The sequence below is a fragment of the Sphingomonas bacterium genome, from assembly GCF_903642285.1.
In the GTDB taxonomy this organism is placed as follows: Bacteria; Pseudomonadota; Alphaproteobacteria; order Sphingomonadales; family Sphingomonadaceae; genus Sphingomonas.
This window is the reverse complement of record NZ_CAHJWJ010000022.1, coordinates 25,152-42,310: the sequence shown is the minus strand read 5'-3', so window position 1 is coordinate 42,310 and position 17,159 is coordinate 25,152. Positions and strand designations below refer to the sequence as shown.

Genomic DNA, 17,159 nt, shown 5'->3' with positions numbered 1-17,159 from the left:
CACGATCGTCGCGGCCGAACCGTTTCCGGAAGCGGCTGTTCTGAGCGCGCGGGTCGGCGTCGCCGGCTGGTCGATCCCGACGGCGCTCGCGGATCGCTTCGCCGACGATGGCACGCATCTCGAACGCTATGCCCGGGTGTTCGATTGCGTCGAGATCAACAGCAGCTTCCACCGGCCGCATCGCCGAACGACGTATGAACGCTGGGCCGCGAGCGTTCCCGCCGGATTTCGCTTCGCGGTCAAGGTCCCGAAGGCGATAACGCACGAGCGGCGGTTGGTCGATTGCCCCGACCTGCTCGCGCGCTTCGCAGACGAGGCAGGCGGGCTCGGCGAGCGGCGCGGACCGACCCTGGTACAGTTGCCACCGAGTCTGGCTTTCGACCCATCCGTCGCCGCTCGCTTCTTCGACGATCTCGCCGGGTCGCTTGCCGGCCCGATCGTCTGCGAGCCGCGCCATCCGAGCTGGTTCGAGGCCGCGGCCGACGCGCTGCTGACGGCACACCATATCGCACGCGTCGCCGCCGATCCCGCGCGTGTGGCGGGGGCCGACCGACCGGGCGGCTGGTCCGGCCTGCGCTATATGCGGTGGCACGGTGCGCCGCAGGTCTATCGGTCGGCCTATGACGATGCCGTGATCGACCGCCACGCCGATGCCGCGCGGTGCGGCGAAAGCTGGACGATCTACGACAACACCGCCGCCGGGGCTGCGCCCGCGAACGCGCTGACGCTGATGGCCCGGCTGGCCGGTTAGGCCAGGCTTTTCGACGCCTGCTCGAACAGATCCTTCGATACCCCCGGCACGCGCACGATCCGTTCCAGCGCGCCGCGCATCGCCTGCGCACGTGTGCCGTCGAACCGACGCCAGCGCGCAAGCGGCGGGAGGAGTTTCGCCGCGGTCTGCGGATTGAGCGTGTCGAGCGCGATCAGCTGATCCGCCAGGAACACGTAGCCCCAACCGCCCGCGGCATGAAACGCACGCTGGTTGGCCGAGAATGCGCCGATCAGCGACCGCACGCGGTTGGGATTGGCCAGCGAGAAATCGGGATGGCGCGCCAGGTCCGCCACCATCTGCGGCGTGTCGGTGCGTGACGACAGCGCCTGGGTCTGGAACCATTTGTCGAGCACCAGCGGGTTGTCCGAATGCCGGTTATAGAAGATGTCCAGCGCCGCCTCGCGCTCGGCGAAATCGCCCCCCGCGAGAATCGTCAGCGCCCCCTGGCGATCGGTCATGTTGTCGGCGGCTTCGAATTGACGGAAGGCGAGCGTGCCGATCGCTCGCGCGCCGTTCGCCGCCAGATAGCCGAGCGCGACCGATCGCAGCCGGCGCTTGCCCTTCGCCTCCGGCGTATATGCATACGCCGCCTGTTGCGTGACATGGTGCAATTGTCGCCACTGCGCCGCCAGCGCATGGCCGATCTCGCGACGCAGCCCCTCGCGCGCGGCGTGGATCGCCTCGGGATCGACCACCGTCAGCTGGTCGCCGATGAAATTCTCCGACGGCAGCAGCACGACTTCGGCGAGGAACGCCGGGTCGAGATCGGCATCGTCCAGCGTATGGCGGACCGCGTCGATGACGCGGCCATGATCCGCCGTGCCGTTCGACGCGCCGGCGACCAGCGTGTCGAGCATCAGCTGCTGCATCGCCTCGTACCGCGCGAACGGATCGTCGTCATGCGCGCTGAGGAAGGCGAGGTCGGCGGCGCTGCGGTCGCTTTCGACGATGACGGGTGCGGAAAAACCGCGGTTGATCGACAGGACGGGGCGCTCGGCCAGCCCATCGAACGCCATCGTCGCCTCGGCCGTGTCGAGAATCACCAGCCGCTCGTCGATCAACGGCGCGCCGCTGCCCGCCCCGAACAGCTTGACCCGCAGGGGCAGCGGCATCGGCACCTTGTCCGTCTGCCCCGGGGTCGGCGGAACGCGCTGCGCCAGATGCAGCGTCGCCCGGCCGGCCTCGACCGCCAGCGACGCGGAGACGCGCGGCGTGCCTGCCTGCGAATACCAAAGGCGGAACTGCGACAGGTCGATGCCGCTCGATTGCTCCATGCACGCGACATAATCCTCGCATGTCGCGGCCGTCCCGTCGAAGCGATCGAAATACAGGTCGCACGCCTTTCGGAACGCGACCGGGCCGAGCATCGTCGCCATCATCCGGATCAGCTCCGCACCCTTGTTGTAGATGGTGGCGGTGTAGAAGTTGCTGATCTCCTGATAGCTGTCGGGGCGCACCGGGTGTGCGAGCGGGCCGGCATCCTCGGGGAATTGCGCGGCGCGCAGGCTCCGCACATCCTCGATCCGCTTGACCGCGGCCGAGCCCTGGTCGGCGGAAAAACCCTGGTCGCGAAAGACGGTGAAGCCTTCCTTCAACGATAGCTGGAACCAGTCGCGGCAGGTGACGCGGTTGCCCGACCAATTGTGGAAATATTCATGCGCGACGACGGCGGCGATCGCGTCGTAATCATAGTCGGTCGCGGTATCGGGGTCCGCGAGGATGTAGCGGCTGTTGAAGATGTTCAGCCCCTTGTTTTCCATCGCGCCGAAGTTGAAATCGTCGACCGCGACGATGTTGAACACGTCGAGGTCATATTCGCGGCCATAGACCTGCTCGTCCCACGCCATCGCGGTCTTGAGCGAGGCGAGCGCGTGGTCGGTCTTGAGCAAGTCGGCGGCGCGCACCCAGATGCCGAGCCGCACCGTGCGCCCCGACCGCGTCGTGAAGCTGCCGCGGTTCTCGGCCAGGTCGCCCGCCACCAGCGCGAACAGGTAGGAGGGCTTGGGGAAGGGGTCGTGCCATTCGGTCCAATGCCGCCCATCGTCCGACGTGCCGCTCGCGACCGGATCGCCGTTCGCCAGCAGGACCGGGTAGCGCGCCGCATCCGCGGTCATCCGCACGCGGTATTCGGAGAGCACATCGGGGCGATCGGGAAAGAAGGTGATCCGCCGGAACCCCTCCGCCTCGCACTGCGTGCACAGGTTTCCGCCCGAGGCGTAGAGGCCCATCAGCTGCGTGTTGCGATCGGGCGCGATCTCCACCTCGGTCTCGACGACATGCGCATCGCCGGGCAGCGGAACCACCAACTGCTCGCCCTCGATCCGCCAGTCGTCGATCGTCACCCCATCGACGCGCACCGCGATCAGCTGCTGTCCCGCGCCGTCGAGCCGCAGCGGATCGGCGTGCTTGCCGTTGCGGGTCACGCTCAGTGCTGCCTTTACCCGCGTGGCGGCAGCGGCGAGAGCGAAATCGAGCGCGATCTGCGGCACGAGCCAGGCGGGCGGGCGGTAGTCGGATCGCCGGGTGACGGCGGGCCCGTGAGCGGGGGATTGGGCGACGCTGTGCTGGATGTCGAGCATGGCCCCGATATAGCCGGTAGACAGGGTATCGCTACCCCCGGCTAAGGGCGTATTCCGCTCGGCTTGATTCTAACCCTACCCATCCAAGACCCATCCCGGCGAAGGCCGGGGCCCAGTTGCCAGACGATCGTGGCGGCACGACGCACGCCGCCATGGGAACCGTCGCTACCGGGCCCCGGCCTTCGCCGGGTGGGGCAGACTTGGGCATCGGCGCGATCATGCGATAGGGACGCCGCATGCGCAGTCTCCTGATCTTCGGCATGGGCTATACCGCGCGCGCCATCGCCGCGGTGCTATCCGACTGGCGGATCGTCGGGACGACGCGCGACGGGCGGGACGGGACGATCGCCTTCGCCGATACCGCCGCGGTTGGCCGTGCGCTGGCGGCGACGACGCACGTCCTGTCGTCTGTGCCGCCGAAGGGCGAGGTCGACCCCGTTCTCGCGCACTACGGCAACGCGCTCGGCGGACGCTGGCTCGGCTATCTGTCCTCAACCGGCGTCTATGGCGATACCGGTGGCGCGTGGGTGGACGAGACCGCACCGATCGGCGGCGGGCGGCGAAGCGCGCGGGCGGCGGCGGATGCGGCATGGCTGGCGGGCGGGGCGCGGGTGTTCCGGTTGCCGGGAATCTACGGCCCCGGCCGCTCCGCACTCGATCGGGTCGCGAGCGGGCGGGCGCACCGGGTCGATCTTGCGCATCAGATCTTCAGCCGGGTGCATGTCGACGACATCGTCGCGGGGGTAGTCGCGGGGTTCGATGCGCCGGCGGGGGCGTACAACCTTTCCGACGATCGACCTGCCAGCCAGAACGACGTGATCGACTTCGCCGCTTCGCTGCTCGGCCTACCGCCGGTGCCGTTCGTCGATCTCGCCACGCTGTCGCCGATGGCGCGCGGTTTCTATGCGGAGAACCGGCGCGTCGCGAACGGGCGGGCGAAGCGCGTCCTCGACTGGACTCCCCGATATCCCGATTACCGCGGGGGCCTTCGCGCCCTCAGCGCGATCACCAGCCCGATTGCGGTCAACACGCCACCGGCGGCGGCCAGCAGCGACCAGCGATAGCCCTCGAACAAGGTCGACAACAGCATCGCGATCACGGGGACGATGACGCTGGCATAGGCCGCCTTGGCCGGCCCGATCACGCGCAACACCCCGAAATACAACGGGAACGCGATCGCCGAACCGAACAGCCCGAGATACACGATCCCCGCGACATAGCCGATCCGCCATTCCATCACGGGGGTGCCGGTCAACAGCAGAGCGACGACCGCATCCATCGCCGCGCCCATCAGCATCGCCAGCGCGAGCGTCGGCATCATCGGATAGCGTTTGGCCGTACCCGTCGCCTGCAGCACGTTCGCGGCGGAGGCGGACAGCGTGGCGAGCAGGGTGATGCCGATCCCGACAAGCGTCTCGTGCGGCCCGCGTGCGCCGCTTCGCGCCTCGTGCAGGAACAGCAACGCGACCCCCGCCATCGCGATCAGCGATCCGACGACCAGTTGCCGCCCCATCCGCTGGCCTAGGAACAGCCATGCCAGCACCGCATTCGGCACGAGCAGCAGCGCGAAGACCACCGCGACCAGCCCGGAGGTGATATGCGCCTCCGCCCGGTAGACGAAATTGAAGTTCAGACAGAATTGGCTGAGCCCGATCGCCGCGGCGAACAGCCAGCCGCGCGGCGGTAGCCGAAGGGATTCACCTCGCGCCGCGGCATAGATCGTCATCGCGATGCCCGCGACGAGGAAGCGGTAGCTGACCGACCAGCTCGGCGGTACCGTGCCCAGCTGGTCGCGGATCACCAGCCAGGTCGATCCCCAGATCAACGTCACGATCGCGAAGGGGACCAATATGGCGACCCGCGTCGATTGCGGGGCCAGGGTCCCGCCGGTCACAGCGCGCGGATCGCCGCGGCCAGCGTGTCGATCGCGGTGCGGTCGCTATCCCAGGCGGTGACGAGCCGCGCCTCGCCCGGTGCCCAGTCGTAGAAATCGAAGCCTTGCGCGCGCAAGGCCGCCGCTTCGTCCGAAGTGACCCGCAGGAACACTTCGTTCGCTTCGACCGGGTGGACCAGCCGTTCGCCCGCCGCCGCCGCCAGCACCGCCGCGCCTTCATTCGCCGATCGCGCGCAATCCAGCCATACATCGCCGTCCAGCATCGCAAGCAGTTGCGCCGCCAGATACCGGCCCTTGGACAGCAGCAGCCCCGCCCGCTTGCGCCGGCGAAGCGTCGCGTCGGCAAGGTCGCGGCGGAAGAACACGAGCGCCTCCGCATCCATCCCGCCATTCTTCACGAAGCCGAACGACAGCGCATCGACCCCGGCACGCCATGTCAGGTCGGCGACCGACGCGCCCGTCGCGACCACGGCGTTGGCGAAGCGCGCGCCGTCCATATGGAAGCCGAGCCCGCGCGCCTTCGCCAGCGCACCGATCGCCGCGACCTGATCGGGGGTGTAGACAGCACCATATTCGGTCGCATTGGTGATCGAGATCGCATGCGGCTGGACGCGGTGGACATCGTTCGCGATGGCGTCGACCACCGCCTCGATGGCGGCGGGGTCGAGCTTTGCCGCGGGACCGTCAGCGAGCAGCAGCTTGGCGCCGTGCGTGTAGAATTCGGGCGCGCCGCCCTCGTCGTTCTGGATATGCGCGTCGCGGTGGCAGACGACACCGCCATAAGGCGGGCAAAGCGCGGCGAGCGCGAGGCAGTTCGCCGCGGTGCCCGTCGGCACCCACAATACGCGGACCTCGGTTTCGAACAAATCCCCAAACCGCGCATCCAGGCTCTTGCTCCAGCGATCGCCGTCATAGGCGGTATCGAGCGTGTTGGCGCTGGCCAGCGCGGCGAGGACCTGTGGGTGCGCCGCGGCGGCGTTGTCGGAGAAGAAGCGCATGGCACGCGCTTTATGGGATGGGGACAGGAGGTCAATCGGCTGAGCTCGATTGCGTTGGCCTGGGGGAAGAATTGCCCCTCCCCGGCGAAGGCCCGGACCCAGTTGCCGGACGTTCGTAACGGCTGGGGTGCCCTTCGTTACAGCGGCCTTTGCATCTGGGCCCCGGCCTTCGCCGGAGGATGATCCAAGCCGCGTGTCGCTACTCCTCCGTCCGCCCCCGTTGGTCCCCCGTCGGCGCGGGCACCGGCGTCGGCGCAGGCCGATCGCGGCCCCCGCGCAGCGTGATCGATCCGTCATTGCCCATGCGCAGATCGAGCCCGCGCACCTTTTCCGTCGCGCGCTGGACGACATCGTCGACCGCGCCGCCGATTGTCCCCTCGATCAGATTGCCGACATCGTCCGGCGGGATCGCGTCGGGATCGACCGCGTCGTCCACCGGCGCGACGACCGGACGCAGCCCCAGCGCATCGGTCATGAACGCGCGCCACACCCGCGCCGGGATACCACCCCCCGACAGCCCGGGATTGGGCGTATTGTCGTCGTTGCCGACCCACACGCCGACGACCAGGTCCTTCGCGAAGCCGACGAACAGCGCGTCCTTGCTGTCCGACGTCGTCCCCGTCTTGCCGAACGCGTCGATCGGCAGGTTCGCCTGTCGCCCGGTGCCGGTGCGGATCGACGCGCCGAGAAGATCGAGCATCTCGCTATGGATATTCGCCGGCATCGTCGTCGCGCCGCCGGTCAGCGATTGATACCAGCTCTTCTGGCGTTCGTCCTGAAGCCCGCGCGCCTGCACCGGATAGCGATCGTCCGCCACCGCGGCGAAGGCGGCGGTCAGTTCCAGTAGCGAGACGCTCGAACTGCCGAGCCCGATCGTCGCTTCGTTGGGGATTGGGGTCGAGATGCCGAGATCGCGCGCCGCCTGGATGACCGCCTTCACCCCGACCTTCTGCGTCAGCCGCGCCGCGGCGACGTTGGAGGAGCGCGCGAACGCCTGGCGCAGCGTGATCTCGCCCGCGTAGCGGCCGTCCGCATTGTGCGGTTTCCAGTCGCCCATCGTGACCGGCTTATCGAGAACCGTCGAATCGGGCGTCATCCCGGCGCGCATCGCGGCGAGGTAGACGAACAGCTTGAAGGTCGATCCCGGTTGCCGCCTGGCCTGGGTCGCGCGGTTGAAGGGGCTTTTGCCGTAATCCTTGCCGCCGACCATCGCGACGACGCGGCCGTCGGGGCGCATCGCGACCAAAGCGATCTGCGCCTGGCGCAGCCCGGCGTTACGGACCGCATGCTCCGCCATCCGTTGCAGCCTGGGGTCGAGCGTCGTCGCGACGGTGGCCTTGGTCTTGATCTCCCCCGCCTCGTCGCGCGCCTCGGGCATGACCCAGTCGGCGAAATAGGTGCCCGAGGGAAGCTGCTCCGGCTCGTTCGCCAGCACGTTCTGCGGGCGGACGTCGTCCGCCTCGTCCCTGGTCAGGAAATGCGCGGCGACCATCGCGTTCACGACTACCATCTCGCGCGCCTGCGCCCCGTCGAGATTGCCCGTGGGCGCGAGCTTCGACGGGGCCTTGACCAGCCCGGCCAGCATCGCCGCCTGGCCGATGCTCAGATCGGCCGGCTTGCGCCCGAAATAATGCTTCGCGGCGGCGGACAGGCCATAGACATTGTCGCCGAAATACACGTTCGAGAGGTAGCGCGACAGGATCTGATCCTTGGTCAGCCACGCCTCGAGCCACAGCGCGATCATCGCCTCGCGGATTTTTCGCCCCGCGGTGCGATCCGAATCGAGGAACGCGTTCTTCGCCAGCTGCTGCGTGATCGTGCTGCCGCCCTCGCGCACGCCGCCGCCGCGCAGATTGTGCCACGCCGCGCGCGCGACGCCGTGCGGATCGATACCCCAATGCGAATAGAAACGCCGGTCCTCGATCGCGAGGAACGCCTGCACCACGTGCGGCGGCAGGTCCTTCGCATCGACCGCCGGCCCCAGCAGCGCGCCGCGCCGCGCGATCGGCGTGCCGTCGGCCGCGGTCAGCGTGATCGAGGGCGGGGTCGGCGGCTCGAGCGATTTGGACAGGGGCGCGGTGATCGCCAGCCAGCCGATCGCGACGATCAGCAGAACCAGCAACGCCGCCAGCCCGCGCAGGAACCAGCGCCAGCGACCGGTGCGGCGACGCGGCGGCGGCGGGGGTTCAACGGGGCCGAACCCCGCCAGTTGCGCGTCCCAGTCCTGGAACCGGTCGTGCAGCGGGATCGTAGTACGTTCGCCGTCGGGGGCGACCCGGGGGGGCGGTATCGGAGTGTAACCGGGCTGAGCACCGGTCGGCCGAGGACGCAGCAGGTCGTGGTCGCGGTCGGCCATGCGCTGTATTATCCTGCTACGACAGTCGCTGCAAGCGGGCGCGGAGCATAGGGATAGGCCGGACTCCTGTAATTGCCACCCCGGCGAAGGCCGGGGCCCAGGTGCGAGACGATGGCGACGGCGCGATGCCCTTCCTTACGTGAACCTCGGCAACTGGGCCCCGGCCTTCGCCGGGGAGGCGAAATTTGGGTTGGGGAGGGGCTTTTCGCGTTCGACCGGCCCCACCTCATCCCACCAGATACACCGCCGCCAGCAGCGCCAGCGCGAACGCGACCAGCGTCGCCGCGAGGATCACCAGCAGCGGCCGCGGCCCCGCCTCCAGCAATTGCGACAAGGGCGAGCGGACCGCGGTCGCCGTCACCGCGGCAGCGAGCAACCCGGTCGCCGCCCGCTCCGCCCCGCTCGCGACGATCGCCGGAATGATCCCGAACGAATTGACCCCCGCCAGCACGAAGAAGCCGACGACGAACCAGGGGATGCCAGGCCTCTTCGCATCCCCGCTTCCACGCGGCAGAAACACGGCGACCACCGCCAGCGCAGGTGCCAGCAGGGCGACGCGGGTCAGCTTTACGATCGCGGCGATCTCGCCGGCATTCTTCGAATAGGAATAGCCGGCACCCAGCGCCTGCGCGACGTCGTGGATCGATGCGCCGAGCAGGAACCCCGCCTTCAGGTCGGACAGGCCGAACGCGTGCGCGACGAGCGGGTAGAGCACCATCGCGGTCGCGCTCATCGCCGATATGCCGACCAGCACCAATGTCAGCTGCGCCTGGCTCGCGCGCCGTTCGCCGAGCGTCGTCGCCAGCGCCATAGCCGCGGACGCGCCGCAGATCGCGACCGCGCCGCCCGCGAGCGTCCCGAACGCCGCATCGAAGCCCATGCGCCGCCCGATCAGCACGCCCGCGCCCATCGTGCAGACGACGATCCCGACGACCGCGAGCAGCGCGACCGGCCCGAGCGCGTAGATCTGCCAGACGGTGATCCGCACCCCCACGAGCACGATCCCCCAGCGCAGCAGCGAGCGCGACGCGAACGCCAGCCCGGGGGTCAGCCGCACGTCCGCCGACAAGAAATTGAGCGACAGCCCGATCAGCAATGCCATCAGCGTCAGCGGCGCGCCGTAATGATCCGAGATGAACCCCGCCGCCAGCGTTCCCAGCAGCACGATCGACAGCCCCGGCAGATACCCGCGCCATGTCGTCTTCGGCGAAGGCTCGATATCGCCGTACAGGTCGGCGGCCATCGGCAGCGCGCGCTGCGCGATCGGGCGGTGGGTGATGGCCATCGACCCTCCTATCGTCCTAAGGACGATAGCTGAACCCCCCAAGGGTGCGACGGTGGACCGTGACGGTCCGGCGATACCGCTATCGCCGCGGCCCGTGGGAAGAGCATGCCGCGAGGAAAGGAAGCACGAAATGATCACTGACCCGACCCAACCGCTCGTCGTCGGCATCGGCGGAACGATCGGCGGCGTCTCCTCGACCGAGCGTGCGCTGCGGATCGCGCTCGATGCGGCATGCCAACAGGGATTCCGCACGCGCATGTTCGGCGGCGCGGACATGGCCAAGCTGCCGCTCTACGACCCCAAGGCGTCGAGCCGTACCCCGGAGGAGCAGGAATTCGTCGAGACGGTGCGCCAGGCCTCCGCGCTGATCATCGCGTCGCCGGGCTATCATGGCAGCATCTCGGGCGTGGTGAAGAACGCGCTCGACCTGCTTGAGGAGACCGCACGCGACGAAACGCGACCCTATCTGGCGGATATGCCCGTCGGGCTGATCGCCACGGCATATGGCTGGCAGGCGACGGGATCGACGATCGCGGCGCTCCGGTCGATCGTCCATGCGCTGCGCGGCTGGCCGACGCCGTTCGCCGCGGCGATCAATTCCGCGATCACGAAGTTCGACGACGAAGGCGGCGCGAGCGATCCCGCGGTCGTCGAACAATTGCGGCTGATCGGTCGCCAGGTCGCACGCTTCGCGCCGCTGGCGGCGGGGGTGTAGGAACGCGGGGGGCGGGCGATCGTTCGGACCGGACTTGCCATTGGAGTGCCGATCATGCCCGTCTTCGATCCAGCCGCCACCGCGCTCGTCCTGATCGATCTCCAGCAGGGGATCGTCGCGATGGACGTCGCGCCCAGGCCGTCGCACCAGATCGTCGCCGGAGCGAAGGACATGGCCGCGCGCTTTCGCGAAGCCGGCGCGCCCGTGGTGCTGGTCCATGTCGGTTTCCGGAACGACGCCGAACGGCCACCGCGCAACGTCGATCAGCCGATGGCGATCCCGCCGGGCGGGACACCGCCGCAGTGGATGGCGCTGGTCGAGGGGCTGCACCAGGACGGCGACGTCGTCGTGCTGAAGCATCATTGGGGCGCGTTCACCGGCACCGATATCGACCTGCAACTGCGCCGCCGCGGGGTGAAGACGATCGTCCTGGCGGGAATCGCGACGAACATGGGTGTCGAATCGACCGCGCGCTCTGCCTGGGAGCTGGGCTATGATCTCGTGATCGTCGAGGATCTGTGTTCGGGGCGCTCGGCCGACCTGCACGCGTTCGCGGTGACAAATATCTTCCCGCAATTGTCACGCGTCGTCGTGGCGGAGGACGTGGCGTTCGAACACGCCTGACCGGTTCGTCATGCCGGGCTGGTCCCGGCATCCAGAGCCGCGGGCGATGTCGCTTGTGACTCAGGACCCCGGCAACAAGGCCGGGGTGACGGTGGTGGACCTACCCCTCGAAGCCGGCATGCAAAAACCGCTCCGCGACCGAGCAATGCAGCGCGACGCCCTTGGCCATCACCGCTTCGTCGATCGTCATCCGCGTATTGTGCAGCGGCGGGTTGGTCGCTGGATCGCTGCCGTCCGGCGCGACGCCGATGAACGTGATCGCGCCCGGCATCCGGCGAAGGACGTAGGAGAAATCCTCCGCCCCCATCATCGGCGCGGGCATCCGGTGATAGCCGTCCTCGCCGCCGAGCGCGATCGCGGCGCGTTCGACCAAGGCCGCGCCGCGCGGGTCGTTCACGGTGACCGGATAGCCCGTCTCGATCCGTGCTTCGCCCACCGCGCCGTGCGCCAGCGCGACATGCTCGACGATCCGGTGGAACGCCGCATGCATCGTCGCGCGCGTGTCTTCCGACAAGGTGCGCAGCGTGCCGAGCATCGTCGCCTCGCCGGGAATGACGTTATGCGCGGAGCCGGCGTTGATCTTCGTGATCGACAGCACCGCGGGGTCGCTCACCGAAATCCGCCGACCGATGAACGTCTGCAGCGCGGTCACGATCTCGCACGCGATCGGGATCGGGTCGATCCCGTCCTGCGGCATCGCGGCATGCCCGCCGCGCCCGGTAATCGTCGCGTGCAGCGTATCCGCCGACGCCAGCATCGCGCCCGGCCGCCCGACGACCAGCCCGGCGGGCATATTCGGCGAGATATGGAGCGCGAACGCGGCGTCGGGCGCGGGATCGCCGAGCAGCCCGTCGTCGATCATGAAACGCGCGCCGTGATGCCCCTCCTCGCCCGGCTGGAACATGAAGACGACCGTGCCGGGCAGGGTCTCGGCCCGCGCGCACAATGCCCGCGCCGCGCCGACCAGCATCGCGGTGTGCGAATCGTGACCGCACGCATGCATCGCGCCGGCGTTGCGCGACGCGAAGGGCAGGCCGGTCTCCTCCTGCATCGGCAGTGCGTCCATGTCGCCGCGCAGCAGTACGGTGCGCCCGTTGTCCCCGGCCGCACCCCGCCCGCCGCGCAGGATCGCGACGAAGCCCGTCGTCGACGGCCCCTCGCGGATCTCCAGCGGCAGCCCGGCGAGCGCGGCCTTCGCCTTCTCGGTGGTGCGCGGGCAGTGGAGCCCTACCTCAGGATCGGCATGGATCGCGCGGCGCAGTTCGATCAGGTCGGGCAGTTCGTCCGTGCCCGCGGCGGCCCAGTCGGTGGTCCAGCGGTCGGCGGTGTCCAGGCTATCCATGGGGGGCTCCTTCGCCCCGCTATTTGCACCCATCGGCGGGCGATTGCCAGTTGGCACCGCTTGCGCTTTAACCGCTCGCATGAAGCACATAGTCACCGCGAGCGTGCTCGCCCTCGCCGCAGCCGCCACGCCCGTCACGGCGCGCCAGCTCACCATCGCCGACGTCACGATGCTCTCGCGTGTCGGATCGCCCGCGGTGTCGAAGGACGGGCATTGGCTCGTCTGGCAGCAGCGCGAGACCGATCTCGCCGCCAATAAGGGCCGCTACGACCTGTGGCGGCTCGACCTGACGCGGCGCGGTGCGAAGCCGGAAAAGCTCGCCGCCGAGCCGGACGTCAATGAGACCAGCCCGCAATTCGCGAATGACGGTCGCACCGTCTATTTCCAGTCGGACAAGGGCGGAGACGACGCGGTCTGGTCGATCGCGATCGACGGCACTGCACTACGCAAGCTCACCGGCTTCCAGGGCGGGTTCGGCGGGTTCAAGGTCTCGCCGACCGGCGACAAGTTGCTCGTCTGGGCGGACCGCCTGCCCGGTGCGCCGACGCTTGCCCCGGCGCTCGCGAAGAAGGACCCGAACGCGGGGCAGGCGCGCACCTATGACCAGCTGTTCGTTCGCCACTGGGACACCTGGGCGGACGGCACCCGGTCGCAGCTCTTCGTCCTGCCGCTGACGAAGGACGGCGCGCCGGGCGATGGCGTCGCGATCGAGCACGGGCTCGTCGGCGACACCCCGTCGAAGCCCAATGGCGGGGCCGAGGAGATATCCTGGGGCGCGGACGGCCGCACGGTCTATTTCGCGCTGCGCGAGGCGGGGCGGATCGAGGCGCTGTCGACCAATCTCGACATCTTCTCGGCACCCGCGGACGGCTCCGCCGCGCCGGTCGACCTGACCGCCGCCAACAGGGCGACCGATACGCTGCCGACCGTCTCCCCCGATGGCCGCAGCCTCGCCTATGTCGCGATGAAGCGCGCCGGGTTCGAGGCCGACCGGCAGGTGCTGACGGTACGCGACTTGGCGAGCGGGCAGGTGCGTGCGGTCACGCAAGGATGGGACCGGTCGATCGGTTCGATCGCATGGTCGCTCGATTCGCGGATGGTCTACGTCACCGCCGAGGACACGCAGGACAATCCTATCTGGTCGGTCGATCCCGCGAGCGGCAAGATCGCGCGGCTGACGGAGCAAGGCAATGTCGATGCCGTCGTGCCGACCGCGAAGGGTGTCGTCTATGCGATGAACAGCCTCGTCGCGCCCGACGATTTCTATGTGGCTGTCGGCAAACGATCGACGAGGCTGACGTCGGTCAATGCGGACAAGCTCGCCGGCATCGATCTGCCGACCGTTACCCGGTTCAGCTTCATAGGCGCGAAGGGCGACAAGGTCTGGGGCTATGCGGTCCGGCCCTACGGTGCCTCGGGCAAGGTGCCGATCGCGTTCATGGTGCATGGCGGGCCGCAGGGATCGAGCAACGACAGCTGGTCCTATCGCTGGAACCCCGCGGTGTTCGCCGGCGCGGGCTACGGGCTGGTCGCGGTCGATTTCCACGGGTCGACGGGATACGGTCAGGCCTTCACCGACGCGATCAGCAACGACTGGGGCGGCGCGCCGCTCGACGATCTGAAGGCGGGGCTGAAGGCGGCGACCGACAAGTTCGGCTGGCTCGACGCGGGCAATGCGTGCGCGCTGGGTGCGTCCTATGGCGGCTATATGATGAACTGGATCGAGGGCAAATGGGCCGACCGGTTCAAGTGCATCGTCCAGCATGACGGCGTCTTCGACGCGCGCGCGATGGCGTACGAGACCGAGGAGCTGTGGTTCGACGAATGGGAACATGGCGGACATCCCTATTACGAGGACCCGCAGGCGTTCGAGAAATGGAACCCGGTCAATACCGTCGCGCAGTGGCAGACGCCGATGCTGGTCATCACCGGCGAGAAAGATTTCCGCATCCCCTACACGCAAGGGATCGCCGCCTTCACCGCGCTGCAGCGGCGGGGGATACCGTCGCGGCTGGTGGTGAATCCGAACGAGAATCACTGGGTGCTGAAGCCGCTGAACAGCCGCCAATGGTATGGCGAAGTGCTGGGGTGGATGGATCGCTGGACGGGGAAGGCCAAGTAGGACCGGTCTACTACGCCACCCCGGCGAAGGCCGGGGCCCAGTTGCGCCGGTTTTGGTAACGAAGCACATCGCGCCGCCACGATCGCCTGGCAACTGGGCCCCGGCCTTCGCCGGGGTGGCGTTCAACGGCGATCCGAGTTCATCAAATGATGCAGCACGATCCCGCTGGTCGTCGCGACGTTGAGCGAATCGAACCCCCCCGCCATCGGTATCCGCACCCCATTTGCCCGCGCCAGCATCGCTGCCGGTAGCCCCGGCCCCTCCGCCCCGAATAGCGCGGCGATACGCGGACCCGGCACGACCTCTGCGAGCGTCCGTTCGCCGGTGAGGCCGAGCGCCAGCACGTCGAAGCCTTGCGCCTGGAGCAGTCCGACCAGATCCTCGCCGACCGACGCCACCGCGAACGGCACGCTCAGCACCGCGCCCACCGACACGCGGATCGCCTTGCGGTACAGCGGATCGCAGCAATCGCCGTCCATCACCACCGCGTCCGCGCCGAACGCGGCGGCGTTGCGAAAGATGCCGCCCATATTATCGTGGTTGGCGATGCCGCTCAGCGCGACGACGGTGGCCCGCTCGGGCAGCGACGCCAGCAGCGCATCGGCGGACAAGGGCTCGCGCCGCTCGCCGATCGCCAGGATGCCGCGGTGGAGGGGAAACCCGGCGATCGCGTCGAGCACGCGCTGGTCGGCGGCATAGACCGGTACGTCGTCCGGCACCTGCGCGATCAGGTCGGCAAGCGCCGCCACCCGGTGCGCGGCGATCAGCACCGACCGCGCGGCGAACCGCGTCGAGGCCAGCAGCATCGCCAGCACCACGCGTCCCTCCGCCACGAACAGCCCCTGCCGCCCGACGAGGTCGCGCTCCCGGATGTCGCGGTACGCGGCGATCCGCGGATCGTCGGGATCGGCGACGCCGAGGATCACGATTGTGGAGCATAGGTCGCGCCGACATGCGCCGCGCCGCGCGCTTCGGCCAACAGCGTCTGCCGGTGACGTTCGGCATAGCCCGCCCGCGCGACCGAATCGCGCGTGCCATGGCAGGCCGGGCAGGCAACGCCTTCCTCGTAGAGCGGCGAGGCGCGATCTTCGGGCGAAACCGGCATCCGGCATCCGCGGCACAGCGTGTGGCTGCCGGGCGCGAGCGCATGCCCGACCGCGACGCGCTCGTCGAACACGAAGCATTCGCCCTGCCAGCGGCTCTCCGCCTCGGGCATTTCTTCCAGATAGCGCAGGATGCCGCCCTTCAGGTGGAACACGTCCTCGACACCCTCGCGCTTCAGGTACGCGGTCGCCTTCTCGCAGCGGATGCCGCCGGTGCAGAACATCGCGATCCGCTTCCCCGCCAGGTCTTCGCGGTGCGCGGCGACCCAGGCCGGGAAGTCGCGAAAACTCGCCGTGCCCGGATCGATCGCGCCGGCGAAGCTGCCGACCTTCACTTCATAGGCGTTGCGCGTATCGATCACGACCGTGTCCGGATCGTCGATCAGCGCGTTCCAGCCAGCGGGGGCGACATAGGTGCCCGCGTCCGCCAGCGGATCGACCGCTCGTCCGATCGTCACGATCTCCGCCTTCACCCGCACCTTCAGCCGGTGGAACGGCACCGCGGCGGCTTCGGCATATTTAACCTCCAACGTGTCGCAGCCGGGCAGCGTGCGGACATGCGCCAGCACCGCATCGATCGAATGCGGCGCGCCCGCGATCGTCCCGTTGATCCCTTCGGTCGCGAGCAGCAATGTGCCCTTCACGCCGTTCGCGCGGCAGATCGCCTCCATCCGCCCGCGCAACGCGTGCGGATCGGGGAAGCGCGCGAAGCGGTACAGCGCGGCGACGCGGAGGGGGGCTGGCTTGGTCATGGCGAGCGACCGCCGCTACCGCAAAGCGCCGCACGGGTCGAGGTCAGCGGCGTCCGTGCAGCGCTTCCAGCGCTTGTCCCGCCAGGTTCCGCGCGCGCGCGATCCGGCGGATGCGGACGCGGGCGAAGGTCGCCATCTCGGCGAGAAACGAATCGCGGTGCGCGCGCAGGACTTCGCTCCCGCACCGTGCGCCGTTCGCCTGCGCCACGATCCGTGCGGAGTCGCCGACCAGCACGATATCGGTCGCGCCGAGGTCGTGCGCCACGCCCAGCGCCTGTCGCGCGGCCAGCCATTCGGCCTCGTCGTTGCTGCCGATCCCGAGGTCGGTCGCGACATACCCAACCCCGCGCGCGACGACAGCGGTCTCCATCGGCCCCGGATTGGGCCGGCACCCGCCGTCGAAGAAGAGTTTGAGGGGCATCGCGCTTCCGGTTATCGCGCATCTGCGCCGCCCGCCACCATCCCCACGCCGACGAAGGCCGGGGCCCGGTTGCGAGCTGCGGGCGGCAGCGCGATACGCTCTATCACATGAACCTTGGCAGCTGGGCCCCGGCCTTCGCCGGGGTGGGGTGAAACGGCGAGCGTTTCCCTCTTCGTCATGCCGGGCTCGTCCGGGC

14 protein-coding genes are annotated in these 17,159 nt (G+C 68.9%); 5 read left to right on the top strand and 9 right to left on the bottom strand.

Going from position 1 to position 17,159, the window contains the following annotated elements:
* Positions 1–4: 4 nt before the first annotated feature.
* A complete protein-coding gene (locus HUU99_RS11750; RefSeq protein WP_368039957.1) occupies positions 5–751 on the top strand; it encodes a DUF72 domain-containing protein in 747 nt (248 codons plus the stop codon).
* Here the strand turns inward: HUU99_RS11750 and pepN are convergent.
* A complete protein-coding gene (gene pepN, locus HUU99_RS11745; protein WP_174286772.1) occupies positions 748–3,351 on the bottom strand; it encodes an aminopeptidase N in 2,604 nt (867 codons plus the stop codon). The genes HUU99_RS11750 and pepN overlap by 4 nt on opposite strands.
* A 236-nt stretch (positions 3,352–3,587) precedes the next feature.
* Between pepN and HUU99_RS11740 the strand changes: the two genes are divergently transcribed.
* On the top strand, positions 3,588–4,415 hold the full coding sequence (locus HUU99_RS11740; RefSeq protein WP_174286771.1) for an NAD(P)-dependent oxidoreductase: 828 nt from the start codon (positions 3,588–3,590) through the stop codon (positions 4,413–4,415).
* Here HUU99_RS11740 and HUU99_RS11735 read toward each other — a convergent pair.
* The 4 genes from HUU99_RS11735 to HUU99_RS11720 form a co-directional block, all read right to left on the bottom strand.
* Positions 4,325–5,245: a DMT family transporter gene (locus HUU99_RS11735; protein ID WP_174286770.1), complete on the bottom strand. Its 921-nt coding sequence runs from the start codon at positions 5,243–5,245 to the stop codon at positions 4,325–4,327. The two genes, HUU99_RS11740 and HUU99_RS11735, sit on opposite strands and share 91 nt — an antisense overlap.
* Positions 5,242–6,243 carry a threonine aldolase family protein gene (locus HUU99_RS11730; protein WP_174286769.1) on the bottom strand — a complete coding sequence of 334 codons (1,002 nt, stop codon included), beginning with the start codon at positions 6,241–6,243 and terminating at the stop codon, positions 5,242–5,244. Before HUU99_RS11730 ends, HUU99_RS11735 begins: the two co-directional genes overlap by 4 nt.
* Positions 6,244–6,442: 199 nt before the next feature.
* A complete protein-coding gene (locus HUU99_RS11725; protein WP_174286768.1) occupies positions 6,443–8,599 on the bottom strand; it encodes a transglycosylase domain-containing protein in 2,157 nt (718 codons plus the stop codon).
* 226 nt (positions 8,600–8,825) lie between these two features.
* On the bottom strand, positions 8,826–9,884 hold the full coding sequence (locus HUU99_RS11720) for a YeiH family protein (RefSeq protein WP_254603144.1): 1,059 nt from the start codon (positions 9,882–9,884) through the stop codon (positions 8,826–8,828).
* Between the two features lie 130 nt (positions 9,885–10,014).
* On the opposite strand from HUU99_RS11720, the gene HUU99_RS11715 reads away from it, so the two are divergent.
* The gene (locus HUU99_RS11715; protein ID WP_174286767.1) at positions 10,015–10,599 is read left to right on the top strand and encodes an NADPH-dependent FMN reductase; all 585 of its coding nucleotides are present in this window, start codon (positions 10,015–10,017) and stop codon (positions 10,597–10,599) included.
* A gap of 54 nt (positions 10,600–10,653) precedes the next feature.
* The gene (locus HUU99_RS11710) at positions 10,654–11,223 is read left to right on the top strand and encodes a hydrolase (RefSeq protein WP_174286766.1); all 570 of its coding nucleotides are present in this window, start codon (positions 10,654–10,656) and stop codon (positions 11,221–11,223) included.
* A gap of 100 nt (positions 11,224–11,323) precedes the next feature.
* On the opposite strand, the gene HUU99_RS11705 is transcribed toward HUU99_RS11710, so the two are convergent.
* Positions 11,324–12,565 carry a M20 family metallopeptidase gene (locus HUU99_RS11705; protein ID WP_174286765.1) on the bottom strand — a complete coding sequence of 414 codons (1,242 nt, stop codon included), beginning with the start codon at positions 12,563–12,565 and terminating at the stop codon, positions 11,324–11,326.
* A gap of 79 nt (positions 12,566–12,644) precedes the next feature.
* On the opposite strand from HUU99_RS11705, the gene HUU99_RS11700 reads away from it, so the two are divergent.
* Positions 12,645–14,687, top strand: coding sequence for a S9 family peptidase (locus tag HUU99_RS11700; RefSeq protein ID WP_174286764.1), 2,043 nt, complete (start codon positions 12,645–12,647; stop codon positions 14,685–14,687).
* Positions 14,688–14,809: 122 nt separating this feature from the next.
* Here HUU99_RS11700 and HUU99_RS11695 read toward each other — a convergent pair whose 3' ends face one another.
* The 3 genes from HUU99_RS11695 to HUU99_RS11685 are packed head-to-tail and all read right to left on the bottom strand — an operon-like array spanning position 14,810 to position 16,963.
* The gene (locus HUU99_RS11695; protein WP_254603143.1) at positions 14,810–15,613 is read right to left on the bottom strand and encodes a TrmH family RNA methyltransferase; all 804 of its coding nucleotides are present in this window, start codon (positions 15,611–15,613) and stop codon (positions 14,810–14,812) included.
* Positions 15,610–16,542 carry an oxygen-dependent tRNA uridine(34) hydroxylase TrhO gene (gene trhO / locus HUU99_RS11690; protein ID WP_174286763.1) on the bottom strand — a complete coding sequence of 311 codons (933 nt, stop codon included), beginning with the start codon at positions 16,540–16,542 and terminating at the stop codon, positions 15,610–15,612. Before trhO ends, HUU99_RS11695 begins: the two co-directional genes overlap by 4 nt.
* A gap of 43 nt (positions 16,543–16,585) precedes the next feature.
* Complete coding sequence (locus HUU99_RS11685; protein ID WP_174286762.1) at positions 16,586–16,963, bottom strand: ribonuclease HI; 378 nt, start codon at positions 16,961–16,963, stop codon at positions 16,586–16,588.
* Positions 16,964–17,159: the final 196 nt, after the last annotated feature.